Genomic DNA, 12893 nt, shown 5'->3' on the forward strand with positions numbered 1-12893 from the left:
CACCACCGATACTGGCAGCACCGAGAGGAACCGGGGGAGGGTTCGTGAGCATCGCCGAGATCTTCCGTGTGCTGTGCAGGCGTTGGTACGTGATGGTGCCGCTGACCCTGCTCGGTCTGGTCGCGGGCGGCTATCTGTACACGACGGTCCCCGTGACGTACGAGTCGCAGAGCCAGCTGGCCCTGCTGAACTCCAGTCGCGTGGCCAAGCCGGCGCCCAGCTACGGCAATCCGCTGGCGTATGCGAGCGGTTCGCTGATCGGCACCGCCGACGTCCTGATCCGGGCGCTGCAGTCGCCGGAGACGGCGCGGACGCTGCAGGCGCAGGGGATCACCGACGAGTACGGCGTCGACTTCGCCGCCAAGGCCGAGGGGCCGCTGCTCACGCTGACGGTCAAGGGCGAGGACCGGGCGAAGGTGCTCGACGAGACGCGGAAGATCACGGACTACGCGGCCGAGCAGCTCCAGGTCCTGCAGAAGCAGGCCCGGGTGCCGGACGGCTACTACGTGCAGTCGGCGCGCATCGTGCCGCCGCAGAAGCCGGTCTCGCAGCCGAAGTCCCGGTATCAGAAGGTCGCCGCCGTCGTGGTCCTCGGGATCACGGGCGCCTTCCTGCTCTCCTTCGTGGTGGAGACCTGGGCGGGCGCCCGCCGCCGGTCGCGGGGCCTGCCGGACCCGCACCCCGCTCCCCCGGCGCCCGCGCCCGGGGCGGGCCGGCTGCGGCGGCTGCTCACCCGGCCGCTGGACGCCACCGCCGTGCTGACCGGCTATCTGGCCCTCGCCCTCTTCCTGCCGTCCAACCTGGCGCTGCCCGCGCTGGGCGGAGCCGGCACTCCGGCGAACGTCTTCGCGCTGCTCGGCCTGTTCTGGTACCTGGCGACCTGGTGCAGCGGCCGGATCGCCCCCGCGCCCGGCACCCGCACGATGCGGACGGTGATGCTGGTGCTCGGCGTCGCCACCCTGCTGTCGTACATCGCCAACCAGGACCGGATCAGCGGCCAGAAGGAGATCCTGGCGGCCGACCGGGGGTTGATCGTGCTCCTGGTGTGGGTCTCGCTCGTGGTCCTGACGACGGCCGGGATCCAGGACCGCGAGCGGCTGAACGTGCTGATGGGGCGGCTCGTCGTGATGGGCACGGTGGTCGCCGCGCTGGGTCTGTACGACTTCTTCACGGGCACCAACATCGCCGACTCGCTGCGCATCCCGGGCCTCAGCTCCAGCACGGCGAGCGTCAACGTGATGGACCGTGGTTCCTTCACCCGGCCGCGTTCGCTGACCGCCCATCCGCTGGAGTTCAGCGGGATGCTGGCGATCCTGCTGCCGTTCGCCATCTGGTACGCCTTCGACCCGGCCCGCCGGCATCTGCGCGCGTACCGGCGCTGGGCGCCGGTGGTGCTCCTCGGCGGCGGACTGCCGCTGACCGTGTCGCGGACCTCGATCATCGGGATCCTGGTCGTCGCGCTCGTGATGGTGCCGCGCTGGAAGCCCGAGCGGCGCTGGACGGCGATCGGCATCCTCTTCGGCTCGGTCGCGGTCTTCAAGGTCCTGGTGCCGGGCCTCATCGGCACCATCACCGGCCTGTTCTCCGGAAGCCTCAACAACGCCGACAGCAGCACCCAGGCCCGCACCATCAAGTACCCGAAGATCTACGAGTACTTCGTGCAGGATCCCGTCTTCGGCCGGGGCTTCGGCACCTTCACCCCGGAGCGCTACTTCTTCACCGACAACCAGTACCTGCTCACCGTCGCCGAGCTGGGCGCCCTGGGCGTGGCCTGTCTGCTGCTCCTCGGCCTGACCGGGGTGCACCAGGGCGGCGCGATCCGGCGGCTCGCCCGGAGGGAGTCGGACCGGGAGCTCGGTCAGGCCTTCTTCGCCTCGGCGACGGTCGCCCTGGTCATCAGCGCCACCTTCGACACCCTCAGCTTCCCCATGTTCGCGGGCGTCTTCTTCCTGCTCCTCGGCGCGGGCGGCAGCTGCCTCGGCTTCGTACGGCGCGAGGCGGCCGGGGCCGCCACGCCGCCGGCGTCGCCCGAGGAGCGGGGGGACGCGCAGCACCCGCCCCGACCACGTACTCCTGACTCCCAGCGCCTCGTGGAGATTTGATGCAACATCAGTTCGTCACCGGGGTCGGCCCCGTGGCCGTCCTCGTCGTCACCTGGAACAGCGCGGAGGTGCTGCCCGGATTCCTCGACTCCCTCCCGGCCGGGATGAAGGGCCTGGACTGGCGGCTCGTGGTCGCCGACAACGCCTCCTCGGACGACACCGTCGCCGTGGTGCGCGCGCTCGCGCCGGAGGCCACGGTCGTGGAGACCGGCCGCAACGGCGGCTACGCCTTCGGGGTCAACGCGGCCCTGCGCGCGGCCGGGGACTGGGAGGACGGCTACCGGGCGGTCCTGATCTGCAACCCCGACATCCGGATGGCGGAGGGGTGCGCCGCCACCCTGGTCGAGGCCCTCGGCACCCCGCTGCCGGACGGTTCGGCGGTCGGGATCTCCGTGCCGCTGCTGTACGAGGAGGACGGGACCCTCATCCACTCCCTGCGCCGCGAGTCCAGCCTGAGCCGGGCGCTCGGCGAGGCGGTCGTCGGCAACCGCAGGGCCGGCCGCTTCCCGCGGCTCAGCGAGCTGGTCACCGCCCCGGCCGCCTACGCCGCTGCGACGACGGCGGACTGGGCCACCGGCGCGCTGATGGCGCTGTCACGGGAGTGCGTGGCGGCCTGCGGACCCTGGGACGAGTCCTTCTTCCTCTACTCGGAGGAGACGGAGTACTGCCTGCGGGCCGGCGACCGCGGCCTGCGTACCCGGTTGGAGCCGGCGGCACGGGCCACCCACCTCGGCGGCGAGTCGCGGGTGTCGCCGCGCCTGTGGTCGCTCCTGGTCGTGAACCGGGTGCGGCTCTACCGGCGCCGGCACGGTCTCGCCGCGGCCGCGGCCTTCCGCGGGGCGGTACTGCTACGGGAGCTGTCCCGGGCGGCGCTGGGGCGGGAGCCCGCGCGCGCCGCCGTGGCGGCCCTGCTGGGCGGCCCTCAGTCCCGCCACGAGGTGTAGAAGCTCCCGGGGTTGACCAGGTAGCGCACGGTGGGCCGGGCGACATGGGCGACGCGATGCGTCCGGCCGTAGCGGCGGATCAGCTCCCAGTCCTCGCGGGGCAGCACCTCGGGGGTGCGCCGCAGCCGGCTGAAGTGCAGGGCGGGGACCCGCCGGGCGACGAAGGCGTTGGTGTCGAGGAAGGCCTCGTGGGCGGCCCTGCGCCGGTCGTACGGCACCGACAGGACGTCCATGTCGGTGCCGTCCGGCCGCACCCGCCGCAGCGCGGTGTACACGCCGTCGGGGCCACCGGCCGCCTCCAGGGCGGCCAGCGCCTCCCGGAGGTGGTCGGGCTCCCACACGTTGTCGTCGTCGAGGAAGGCGACGTACGCCGAGTCGGTCAGCCGGATGCCCACGTTGCGCACGACGCCCGCGACCCCGGTGTTCCGGGCCAGCGAAACGGCGAAGAGGCGGGGGTCGTCGGGGAGTCCGGGCAGCCCGGCGCCGTCGTCGACGACGATGACGACCTGGTCGCGCACCGACTGCTCCAGGGCCGAGCGCACGGCCCGCAGCAGTGCGTCGGGGCGCCGGTGGGTGGCGATGACGGTCGCCACCCGGGCCCTGGGGCGGCGCCCGAGGACCTTCGCGAGCCGGGCGGTCTCGGCGTCCTCGACGCGACGCAGCCGGCGCGCGGTGGGCGCGAGCAGGAGCTTGTTCCGCAGCTCGTACAGGACGAGCCACCCGAAGCGCCGCTTCAGCAACACCCAGGGCGCGCGCAGGGCCCGGCGCGGCAGGCCGCGCATCAGGGCCGGGTGCGGACGGCCGTCAGCGACTTGGTGAGCCCCGCCACCCGCTCGCTGAGGATCACGGACCGGGGGAAGAGGTAGGTCATCTCGGCGCGGGTGAGCAGCTCGATGTTGATGACCGCGTCCATGCCCTCCTCGGGGGTGCCGGGGCGGCTGTGGGTGAGCGGCCAGTGCCGGACGAGCTTGGCCTGGGCGGCCAGCGGCAGGAACTGGAAGCCGGGGGCGAGGAAGTGCGGCTCCACTGGGAAGTAGCGGTAGGGGGTCTGCACCCAGTGCAGCGGGGCCAGCTTCTCGATGGCGGTGACGAAGCGGCGCCGCTGGGCGTGCCCGCCGACGTGCTCGATGGTCGAGTTGGAGACGACGAGGTCGAACTGGCCGAGGGAGTCCGGGATCGCCGGGTCGGTGACGTCGGCGATCTCGGCGCTGATCCAGTCGGGCAGCTCGGCGGGGTGTGCCTCCAGGTTCACCAGGTGCACGTGACGGGGCCGCAGCGGCGAGCGCAGCCAGTTGTCGGCGGTGCCACCGAGGTCGACGACGCGCATGTCGGCGATGCCGGGGAAGCAGTTGCGGAACCGCTCCCAGCGGGCCGCGCGGAATCGTTCGCCGAGCGAGTCGGGCGCGTCGACGAAACGATTGCGGAGGGCACGGATGCCGGACATCGCATCAACCACCTGGGGTTCGAGGAGAGGGTGGGGTCAGGGCCAACCCTATGCGGAGAGTGGGGATTTATCAGCTGATCAGCCGACGTCGTCGGATCATGAAGGGGACGGGACGACGGGTGTCCCGTCCGCCATCCGGTTGCCGCGCCACACGTTGCCCTTGCCGGTGGGGTTCCAGTAGGCGACGGCGCCGTAGCGGCCGCCCGCCGGGTAGTACCGGGGCGAGAAGACGTTGTCGGTGACCTCGACGCCGGTGGAGTCCTTGCCGCCCGCGTAGAGCGTGTAGGAGCCGCCGGCCAGCCAGTTGTCGTCGACGACGGTGTTGGTGACGGGCGCGCTGTCGGCGAAGAGGCCGATGGCGGCGGAGGCGCCCTTCTCGACGGGGGTCGGGTTGAGCAGGGTGTTGTGACGGATGATCAGCTTGCCCTTGCCGCCGCCGTTGCTGATGACGGCGTTGGTGTGCTGCCACTCGCCGTCGAGGTTCTTGAACGGGGTGATGTCGTGCACGTAGTTGTCGTGCAGGTTGCCCTGGCCCATGGACAGGGCGTCGCCGAAGACGGAGACGTCACAGAAGCCGACCTCGACCGAACTGGTGCTCATGTTGGACACCGCGTAGTCCGAACCGCCGTTGTTGGGGCCCTTGCCGGGAACGGCGGTGATGGTGGTGTGGAGGACGCGCAGGCCCGAGTACCCGGGGCGCAGGTTGATCCCCCACCAGTTGGTCGAGGTGATGCGGCTGTCGACGACGGTGACGTTGTTCGCGTAGATGTCGAGGGAGCCGGTGATGTCCCAGCCCCGGATGACGGTGCCGTCGGTGCGGATCGACGCGTTGCCGGTGCTCTGCGGGGTCAGGGTCGCGATCCGCGGCCCGGTGGTGCTCGCGTCCGGGTAGCCGCAGGCCCTGGGGCCGGCGCAGCCCTTCGGTGCGCGCGGCTTGCCGTCCGCGGTGCCGGGCGGCGTCCCGGGCGGGTCGGTCACCCCGGGCTCGGTGATGGCGCGCGAGTCGCAGAGGGCCGCGCCGCCCAGGCACAGCGCCTGCTGGCCGAGGCCGGTGACGGTGAGCACGGAGAACAGCAGGACGGCGGCGAGCAACGCCGCACCGAGGACCTTGCGACGGCCGGATCGGGCCAGGGGACTCACCTCATCGCTCACGGGCCGGCGCGGCCGGCTGCTTCTGCGCCGGTACGGGGGCGACGGCGCGCTCGGCGTCCGCCACGGGCCGCTCGTCCCCCCGGGTCGGGCCGCGCCGGGCGAGTGCGCCGCGCACCAGTGTGCGGCCGGGCAGCACGCACAGCCCGTAGCACACGAGCCCGATGACACTGGTGGCGCACAGGGCCACCACCCCCTCGCCGAGGCGCTGCCGCAGCAGGACCAGGACGACGCCCATCACGGCCCCTCCGAGCACCGGCCGGACGCATACCCGGGCGAGGGCGCGGGCCGCGATGCCGCCGCGCCGCAGGGCGAAGAGGAAGGCGGGCAGCACGATCACGCCGGCGACCACGACATGGCCGACGGCGACCGTGTCGATGCCCCCGGCGCGGGCCGCGAGGATCAGCACGGGGACCAGGGTGACCAGCCAGAGGCCCTGGATGAGCAGCAGCGAGCGGCGCCGGCCGATCGCCACCAGGCAGTCGTACGTGAGCTCGGCGGCGATCCTGGCGAGGCCGAGGGCCATCAGCCAGGGCAGCGCCTCGGCGGCGGGCCGCCACGTGGCGCCGTAGACGAGCTCGACCAGGGGGCCGGCGAGCGCGCCCAGCAGGACGCAGGCCGGGACGGTGGCGGCCATGAGGACGCCGAGGGCGCGGGCGAAGCCGGCGGAGAGGGCCTTCGGGTCGTCGGCGAGGCGCGAGAATCCCGCGAAGGAGACCCGGCGGGCGGTCTCGGAGATGACGCGGACGGGCCAGCCGGCCATGTTGAAGGCGAGCATGTAGAAGCCGAGGGCGATGTTGCCGAGGACCGCGCCGACGATCATGGCGTCGGCGTTGACCACGGCGAGCGAGAGCAGGCTGGCGCCGGCGAGCGGCAGGCCGAAGCGGAGCAGCGCCCGGGCCTGCTCCTTGTCCCAGCCGAACCGCAGCATGCCGGGGGCGGCCACGGCGCAGCCGGCGAGCGCCACCACGTTGCCGGCGACGGCGCCGCAGGCGAAGCTCATGGCGCCCCAGCCGCGCAGGGCGAGGATCAGGGTCACGGAGGTGCTGACGACGAAGTTGAGGGCGTCGATGGCCATCCGGCGGCCCTGCCGGAACTCCCGGGTGAGCACGCCCGCGGGGACCTGGGACAGTCCGTCGAGCACCAGGCACAGGCACATCACGCGCAGCACGGCGGTGGCCTCGCCGGAGCCCAGCAGGGTGGCGACGGCCGGTGCCGAGACGAAGAGCACCAGGTAGAGCAGGCCGCTGGAGAGCGCGCCGAGGGTGAGCACGGTCGGCGCGAACCGCCGTACGTCGCCGTCCCAGCGGACGACGGCGAGGGTGACGCCCAGTTCGTTGGCGGCGAGCAGGACCATGAGGACCGTCTGGGCGACGCCGTAGACGCCCCAGGCGGCGGGGTCGAGCACGTAGCGGACCAGGAAGATGCCGGTGGCGAAGTTGCCGAGCCGCATCACCATGGTGTTGACGAGGCTCCACCGGGTCGCCGAGCGGACCTTGGTCCCCAGGGACGCCTCGCCCTCGGCGGGTGCGGACTCCATCGAGGGGCTCCTTGTCACTTCACCCACGACGGCGGCCGCTTGGTGGGGCGGCGCTCGGCGGCGGGCAGCACGGGCAGCTGGACGGTGGGCTGGTCGGGCTGCTGTTCCCGGTCGCCGTCGGCCCGGTCGCGCTCGGGGGCGGCGTGCGGGTCAGGGGTGTCCTGGGCGTCGGTGCCGGTCAGCAGCCCGTCCGTGAGGTGCCCGGCCAGGTCGGCCGGGCGGCGGGGGCCGGCCGCCGCCGGGGCGGACCGGGGGGCGGGCGTGGGGACAGGCTCGGGGGCGGGCTCGGTCCGCTCGGTGTCCGGATCCTGACGGTGCTTCCTCGGGGAGCGGCCGCGGCTGCGGGCCTCCGCGAAGAAGGTCGCCACCAGGCTGAGCACGATCCCGAGGCCCGCGGCCATGACGAGGTACTGGACCTTGGACTTGAGCTTGGCCTCGGGATCCTGCGGCGGGACGATCGTGGTGATCCGGATCATGGAGTCGGGGGACACCTTCTGGTCCGCCTGCAGGTCCTTGAGCCGCTGGGCGGTGAACGCCATCAGGGTCTTGTTCCCCCGCAGGACCGCGTCCGGGTCCTCACCGGTCACGGTGAGCCAGAGCAGCGGCCCCTGCGCGTTGTCCGCGATCTTCGCCTCGTACTTCTCGGTGAGCCCCTGGGACTTCAGCTCGGCCGCCGACACGTCGGAGTTGACGTTGCGGGCGAGGCTGTCGGCCATGCCGGTGAGCGAGGGCTCCATGCTCAGGAAGGGATTGCCATCCGCCTCCGCGCCCTTGCGGGAGTTGAGCATGGCGACGGTGCTCTGCGACTCGTACGAGACCGGTACGAGCAGCCATGCCCCCACCGTGAGCCCGGCCGTGAGCAGCAGCCCGGGCACGAGGACGTACCACCGCCGGCACATGACCCGGAAGATCTCTGCGAGGTCCATGGCGTTCCCCCTTGCGCGCCCCTGATCGGCGGCTGCTCAACTGCCTTGCCGCAGATGAGGATAGGTGGGATCGCGAGCGGACGTGAGCCCTTCGCGATCACCACGTTCGACGTTCTGCGGTGATACGTGCCGTCAGCGGTGTCCGCCGGCGGTCAGTGGTGGTCCGTGGGGCGGGGGTGGTCGGTGGGTCGGGCGTGTTCGGCCGCCGATCCACCCTCCAGCAGCACCCGGGCGACGCGCTCGCCCGCGTGCCCGTCCCACAGTTCGGGACGGCGGGGCGGTGGCGGGTCGCCGAGGAGCCGGACGGCGGTGTCGACGATCCGGGCCGGGTCACGGCCGGCCAGGACGTTGGTGCCCTGTTCGACGGTGATCGGGCGCTCGGTGTTGTCCCGCAGCGTCACGCACGGGACGCCGAGGGCGGTGGTCTCCTCCTGGACGCCTCCGGAGTCGGTGAGGACGATCCGGGCGCCCGCCTGCAGGGCGATGAAGTCGAGGTAGCCGGCGGGCGGTACGAGCCGGATGCCGCCGGGCACGCCGAGCGCGTTGATCCTGTCGGCTGCCCGCGGATGCACGGGCAGGACGAGCGGGCAGTGCGTGGCGACCTCGCCGAGCGCCTTGAGGAGGCCGGAGAGAATCGCGGGATCGTCGACGTTGGCCGGCCGGTGCAGGGTGACGAGCCCGTACTCCCCCGCGTCCAGACCGAGTTCGGCCAAAGTGCGCGACTCCTTCGCCCGTTCGAGGTTGGCGAAGAGGGTGTCGATCATGACGTTGCCGACGACATGGATCTGGTCGTCGCGGTAGCCCTCGGCGCGCAGGTTGTCCGCGGCGTCGGGGGACGGGGCGAGCAGGTAGTCGCTGATCCGGTCGGTGGCGACCCGGTTGACCTCCTCGGGCATGGACCAGTCGCGGCTGCGCAGGCCCGCCTCGACGTGCGCGAGCAGCGGGCCGCCCTTGGCCGCCACCAGGGCGCAGGCCAGGGTGGAGTTGACGTCGCCGACCACGACGACGACGTCCGGGGCGAGTTGCTCGACGAGCGGCTCGAAGGCGGCCATCACCCGCCCGGTCTGGACGGCGTGGCTGCCCGAGCCCACGCCGAGGAAGTGGTCGGGCGGGCGCAGACCGAGGTCCCGGAAGAAGACGTCGTTCATCGCCGGGTCGTAGTGCTGCCCGGTGTGGACGAGGATCACCTCGGCGCCCTGGGCCTCCAGGGCGTCCATCACCGGTTTGATCTTCATGTAGTTGGGGCGTGCGCCTGCGACGCAGAGGATCCTGCGGACGGTGGTGACGGTCATGCGGTTCAGAGCACCTCGATCCTGGGACCGCTCAGCCGGCGCCGGCAGTCGAGTACGTAGTCGGCGTGGGCCTCGACGAGCCCGTAGTCGAAGGCGTCGTGGTCGGTGATGAGCACCACCGCGTCGGCGGCGGCGAGCTCCTCCTCGGTCAGCTCCACACGGGCGAGCCGGCGGTCGACCTGGTGTCCCTCCACGACGTGCGGGTCGGCGGCGCGGACCTCGGCTCCCATGTCGAGGAGGAGCTGGGAGATCCGCGCGGCGGGCGACTCGCGGGCGTCGCCGGTGTTCTTCTTGTAGGCGAGACCGAGCAGCAGGATCCGGGAGCCGTTGACGGCCCGCTTGCGCGTGTTGAAGGCGCTGACCAGGCGCTGGATCACGTAGTCGGGCATGTGGTTGTTGATGTCGTTGGCGAGTTCGACGAAGCGGAAGCTCTGCCCGAGTTCGCGCTGCACCCGCCAGGAGAGGTACGAGGGGTCGATGGGCAGGCAGTGGCCGCCGACGCCCGGGCCGGGGGTGAAGCGCATGAAGCCGAAGGGCTTGCTGGAGGCGGCGTCGATCGCCTGCCACACGTCGATGTCGAGGTGGCGGGCGAACATCGCGATCTCGTTGACCAGGGCGATGTTGACGTGCCGGAAGGTGTTTTCCAGGAGCTTGGCGAGCTCGGCCTCCTTGGGCGAGCCGACCGGCACCGTGGTGTCGACGAGGCCGTCGTAGAACTCCCGCACGGCCTCGAGGGAGCCGGCGTCCACACCGGAGACGACCTTGGGGGTCTGCTCGAAGCCCCAGACCGGGTTGCCGGGGTCGATCCGCTCGGGGCTGTAGCCGAGGTGGAAGTCGGATCCGGCCACGAGTCCGGAGCCCTCTTCGAGCAGGGGGCCGAACAGCTCCTGGGTGGTGCCGGGGTAGGTCGTCGACTCCAGGATGACGGTCGCCCCGGGGCGCAGGTAGCGGGCCAGGGTGCGGGCCGACTCCTCGATGTAGCGCAGGTCGGGGGTGCCCTCGTGCAGCGGGGTCGGCACGGTGACGACGGCGACGTCGAAGCCGCCGATGTCCCGTACGGAGTCGCTGGCGCGGTAGGTCCCGGCCTCGGTGGCGGCGCGGAGGCGCTCGGAGGAGACGTCCTCGACGTACGACTCCCCCGACGTGAGGCTCTTGACGCGCTCGGTGTCCACGTCGTAGCCGATGACCTCGTGGCCGATCTCGGCGGCCCGGACGGCGAGCGGCAGTCCGACGTATCCCTGTCCCACGACGACGACGCGCATCACGATTCCCCCCTGCTTGCGGTGCTGATCGACGGTGCCGGCGTGCGGCGGAGCAGCTCCCGTCCCGTCATGAGGGCGAAGGAGACGTTGGTGGTGAGGTAGCGCTTTCCCAGGCGGCGCGGCTCCTGCAGGGCGCGGTAGAGCCATTCGAGGCCGAGCCGCTGCCAGCGCTCGGGAGCGCGCCGGGTGACCCCGGCGAGGATGTCGAAGGAGCCGCCGACACCGTGGACGAGCGCCACCTTGCTGCGTTCGCCGTAACCGGCGGTGAAGATCTCCTTCTTGGGCGAGGTCATGCCGAGGAACAGCATGTCCGCGCCGCTGGCCGCGATCGCGTCGGCGATCGCGGGCTGCTCGCTGTCGTCGAAGTATCCGTTGCGGCTGCCGGCGACGCGCAGCCCGGGGAAGCGGACGGCGATCCGGCGGAGCATCTGCTCCAGGACGTCCTGCTTGGCGCCGAGGAGGTAGACGGAGTGTCCGGCGGCCTCGGCCTCGCCGAGCAACCGCATGAACAGGTCGATCCCGGCGACGCGTTCGGGCAGCGGGCGGCGGAGCAGCCGGCTCGCCCAGACGACGGCCTGGCCGTCTGCGAGCACGAGGTCGCAGCCGGAGACCGCACGGGCGAGTGCGGGATCGCGGCGCATGTTCACCAGCTTGGCGGCGTTGACGACGCCGATCTCCAGGCGTTCGCCGGCCCGGACGGCGGCGAGGCAGCGCTCGACGGTACCGTCCATGGTGAGTGCGTCGAGGGTGACGCCGAACAGGGTCTGACGTGTCGTCATCTTCCGTCCGCCTCGGGGTCGGTGGCCTGAGGTGCCGTCGCGTTCGCGCGGTCGGGCTCGAACGGCGCGCCCTGGCGGATCGAGCCGAGCCACGCGAAGAGCATCCAGCCGAACTCGTACGGCCGGCACTCGCGGTCCACCGCCGTGGGGCGGAAGAAGGAGTCGAGCGCGCCGAGCCGCAGTCCGGGCACGACGCGGGTGGACAGGCCGCGGGCGGCGCGCACCGCCTTCTTCGGGTCGCCGCGGTAGACCTTGCGCCAGGTGACACCGAGGTCGTCGAGGATCATCGGCTCGGTGGCACCGGTGCCGGAGAGTTCGGGGACCTCGGTCATCCAGCGCAGGCCGCGGCGGATCGGCTCGCCGAAGTCGGTGCCGCCGGCCTCGGCGAGGTCGAGCAGGGCCGTGGGGGCCATCGCGTGCTGGTGCACGCTGTAGACCGGGTATCCCTCGACGACGGTGCCGCGCCGGGCGTCGTAGTGCCACCACCACTGGCCGCCGTCGCCCTGGAGGGCGCAGATGCGGGTGGCGCAGGCGTCGGCGGCGGCGAGGGCCTCCGGGTCGTCGCCGGAGGCGTGGGCACGGGCGAGGGCCTGCAGCGGGTAGGTCTGGTCGGCGAAGCAGCCGATGTGGTCGCGGTACCAGGCGTTGAGGCCGGGGCCGGTGGCGTGCGGGAAGAGCGGACTGCCACCGATCCGGGCGCGCAGCAGCCGGTCGCGGGCGGCGGCGAGACGCTGCTCGACGTCGAGGGTGCCGCGGGCGGCGGCCAGCGCGGAGAGCACCCAGGCGGCCTCGACGGTGTACTGGGGGCGACCGGGTACGTCGAGGGCGGCGACCCGGTCGAGCGCGTCCGAGAGCTTGGGATGGCCGGTCTCGGCAGCGGCCCAGGCGATGAGCGCGGCGTCGCCGAGGTTGTCCACCCCGGGGAGCCGCTCGACGAGCAGGCCGGTGAACTCCTCCGCGGTGCGCCCGCCGAGGACCGCGCGCTGCCGGTCGGCGGGCAGGAAGCGCGCGCCCAGGGCGGTGATCGCCGCGTACCGGTTGCTGGTGCCGCGCTGCTCCAGGCTCCATCCGCCGTCGCCGGCGGGGCGCCCGGCGCGGGTGAAGACGAAGCCGGTCCCCTCCGGCAGGAGCATCTTCGGGAGTCCCCGCTCGGCCACGGCGAGCAGGCGGGTGGCGAGGTCGTGCAGCGGTCGGTCCGCGGCCGCGAGCTCGGTCATCCGTGAACTGCGTGGAATGTCGGGTGTGTTGGCAGGACGATCGGACACACCCACCCCCCTCGGGTCGGTCCCGGACCAGAGCGGCTGGTCCGGATCGGCTGGCTGATCGGCCGGCGGTGAGGCCGGCAATGTGGTGCGGGACTGCGACGGGGTGTCGTGCGACGCCGGGTTGCGGGCAGCGCGACGCGGCGCAGGACGAAAACCGCGGCACCCCCCGGGTCGCCGCCCCGCGCGTCGG

11 protein-coding genes are annotated in these 12893 nt (G+C 72.6%); 2 read left to right on the top strand and 9 right to left on the bottom strand.

Annotation, left to right across the window (positions count from 1 at the left end):
• Nucleotides 1-44 precede the first annotated feature (44 nt).
• On the top strand, nucleotides 45-2102 hold the full coding sequence (locus ACIRQF_RS11975) for an O-antigen ligase family protein (protein WP_404091297.1): 2058 nt from the start codon (nucleotides 45-47) through the stop codon (nucleotides 2100-2102).
• Entirely contained in the window at nucleotides 2102-3046 is a 945-nt protein-coding gene (locus ACIRQF_RS11980) for a glycosyltransferase family 2 protein (protein WP_404091300.1), read from the top strand. The genes ACIRQF_RS11975 and ACIRQF_RS11980 overlap by 1 nt, the downstream gene beginning before the upstream one ends.
• Here the strand turns inward: ACIRQF_RS11980 and ACIRQF_RS11985 are convergent.
• The 9 genes from ACIRQF_RS11985 to ACIRQF_RS12025 all read right to left on the bottom strand — a co-directional run bounded on the left by ACIRQF_RS11985 (nucleotide 3025) and on the right by ACIRQF_RS12025 (nucleotide 12655).
• Nucleotides 3025-3828 (bottom strand): glycosyltransferase family 2 protein, encoded by an 804-nt coding sequence (locus ACIRQF_RS11985; RefSeq protein ID WP_404091303.1) that lies wholly within the window; start codon nucleotides 3826-3828, stop codon nucleotides 3025-3027. The genes ACIRQF_RS11980 and ACIRQF_RS11985 overlap by 22 nt on opposite strands.
• A complete protein-coding gene (locus ACIRQF_RS11990; RefSeq protein WP_376631576.1) occupies nucleotides 3828-4490 on the bottom strand; it encodes a class I SAM-dependent methyltransferase in 663 nt (220 codons plus the stop codon). The genes ACIRQF_RS11985 and ACIRQF_RS11990 overlap by 1 nt, the downstream gene beginning before the upstream one ends.
• 96 nt (nucleotides 4491-4586) lie before the next feature.
• Nucleotides 4587-5630 (bottom strand): hypothetical protein, encoded by a 1044-nt coding sequence (locus ACIRQF_RS11995; RefSeq protein ID WP_404091306.1) that lies wholly within the window; start codon nucleotides 5628-5630, stop codon nucleotides 4587-4589.
• Between the two features lies 1 nt (nucleotide 5631).
• Nucleotides 5632-7179, bottom strand: a complete 1548-nt coding sequence (locus tag ACIRQF_RS12000) for an oligosaccharide flippase family protein (RefSeq protein ID WP_376631579.1) — start codon at nucleotides 7177-7179, stop codon at nucleotides 5632-5634.
• A 14-nt stretch (nucleotides 7180-7193) separates the two neighbouring features.
• Nucleotides 7194-8105 carry a chain length determinant protein gene (locus tag ACIRQF_RS12005; RefSeq protein ID WP_404091310.1) on the bottom strand — a complete coding sequence of 304 codons (912 nt, stop codon included), beginning with the start codon at nucleotides 8103-8105 and terminating at the stop codon, nucleotides 7194-7196.
• A 152-nt stretch (nucleotides 8106-8257) separates the two neighbouring features.
• Complete coding sequence (wecB, locus tag ACIRQF_RS12010) at nucleotides 8258-9397, bottom strand: non-hydrolyzing UDP-N-acetylglucosamine 2-epimerase (protein WP_404091313.1); 1140 nt, start codon at nucleotides 9395-9397, stop codon at nucleotides 8258-8260.
• Between the two features lie 5 nt (nucleotides 9398-9402).
• Nucleotides 9403-10659: a nucleotide sugar dehydrogenase gene (locus ACIRQF_RS12015; RefSeq protein ID WP_404091315.1), complete on the bottom strand. Its 1257-nt coding sequence runs from the start codon at nucleotides 10657-10659 to the stop codon at nucleotides 9403-9405.
• A complete protein-coding gene (locus ACIRQF_RS12020) occupies nucleotides 10659-11438 on the bottom strand; it encodes a WecB/TagA/CpsF family glycosyltransferase (protein ID WP_404091318.1) in 780 nt (259 codons plus the stop codon). The genes ACIRQF_RS12015 and ACIRQF_RS12020 overlap by 1 nt, the downstream gene beginning before the upstream one ends.
• Nucleotides 11435-12655, bottom strand: a complete 1221-nt coding sequence (locus ACIRQF_RS12025; protein ID WP_404091321.1) for a hypothetical protein — start codon at nucleotides 12653-12655, stop codon at nucleotides 11435-11437. Before ACIRQF_RS12025 ends, ACIRQF_RS12020 begins: the two co-directional genes overlap by 4 nt.
• Nucleotides 12656-12893: the final 238 nt, after the last annotated feature.

The sequence above is a fragment of the Streptomyces sp. NPDC101191 genome (assembly GCF_044767915.1).
Lineage (GTDB): Bacteria > Actinomycetota > Actinomycetes > Streptomycetales > Streptomycetaceae > Streptomyces.